Genomic DNA, 1,472 nt, shown 5'->3' with positions numbered 1-1,472 from the left:
TGCTCTATATGAGAGGCAAATTTTCCGTGACTCCAAGTCAACATATTTCTCACAGATTTACGATTAATTTTTCTAGATGATTTAAGAACCATTTTAGAGGTTTCATAAGTTGGCAGAAAAATTAGTTTGTAGCTATTCACTAATACTGAAGCTACTTTGCTATGCAAATCCTTTACCAGATGTTGAATTCGGCTTCTCATTTGACTTGCTGCCTTGCGCATTTGATAACGTTGGCGTTTGTTTTTTGAGAGTGCGGCACGACTTAATAAATTGTCAAGGTGCGAGCATAAACGGTTAATTCGCCCGATGTCTCCCTTACCAATTTCTAAAACGTTTTCACCATCATAGCCAGTTAAAAATGCTCTGTTTCCCGGGTCTAATGCAATAACTCGATCAGAATCAGTTGTTAATGGTTTAATGTATTGAGGAAAGCAAGCAAACCACTGTCCTCGTTGATAAACAAGCTCAGTTCCATAATCACAATTACGAGGTATTTGATATCCTATTGCAGTACAAAAAAGATGACCTTTTACCTTTTTAGGAAACCAAGTTCCATCCCGATAAGCATCATTTTTAAACTGAATTACTTGGGATTTATTCCGACAAGAACGATAACGCAATTGAAAATTTTGAGTGTTGTTAGCAGCTTTGGCTTGTTTATATGCCTGTTCTGCTTCACAAACAGCTTCTTGTCTAGTTTTTCCTAAACATTTAGTCCATTCATTTTCCCGAAAGCTCTGTCTGCTTTGAATTATTTGGTCTAGTGATTTTCCTTTCGGAAGGACTTGTTGTTGATTAAAAAACTCAACGCATTGATTGTAAACCCAACGGTAAGCCGCCAACCATTGTTTCCAAATTTTATGTAGTTCTTGAGAGGGCCAAACTGGAACTTTGAAAACATTATTTGGCTGAACTTTTTGACTTCTTTTGTACGGGTTTTTCCCGTATTTTTTCGCTGATTTCTTTTTTGTATCTTCGCAACCCATAAAGCCGCGAACTGAAGCAGTGGATGATGGACAACATATCTTGAACGAGTTCTGGCTCGGGAGATTGCTTGCTGTCACCCTGAACCAAGAGTTGGCACTCGTTACGTTCGCATAACCATTTAACCAATTCAAATCCAAATCTAACGAGTCTGTCTGGGTGGGCAACGACAAGGCGCTTGATATCACCTGTGCAAATTCTGTCCAAAATGGAGAGGAATCCCTTCCGCTTAAAATTAAGTCCGCTGCCAACTTCTGATACGATTTCTGCTTCTGGGAATCTTGAGAGCAATAGTTCAATTTGTCTCTCAATATCGTCTCGTTGGGAATGACTTGAGACCCGTGCATAACAAACAGTGGTAATTGCTCTGGGCAAACCCCCTGCTTGTTCGATTTCTGCGATTGAGTACCGCCTGTGCCCTGATGGGGTTTTGATTGCCTTGATTTTGCCAACTTCATCCCATCGTCTGAGACTTGAAACTGCAACTC

The 1,472-nt window shown here is 40.0% G+C and carries 2 protein-coding genes; both read right to left on the bottom strand.

Features of this window, described 5'->3' with window-relative positions; genetic code table 11:
• Positions 1 to 842, bottom strand: an 842-nt coding sequence (locus tag F6K40_RS40195) for a transposase (protein WP_293145928.1), incomplete at its 3' end; no start/stop codon positions are given.
• Positions 843 to 900: 58 nt separating this feature from the next.
• A partial coding sequence (locus F6K40_RS40190; protein ID WP_293145926.1) for an IS607 family transposase occupies positions 901 to 1,472 on the bottom strand: 572 nt, incomplete at its 5' end.

Source organism: Okeania sp. SIO3I5 (assembly GCF_010672085.1).
In the GTDB taxonomy this organism is placed as follows: Bacteria; Cyanobacteriota; Cyanobacteriia; order Cyanobacteriales; family Microcoleaceae; genus Trichodesmium.
This window is presented reverse-complemented; position numbering and strand designations above follow the sequence as displayed.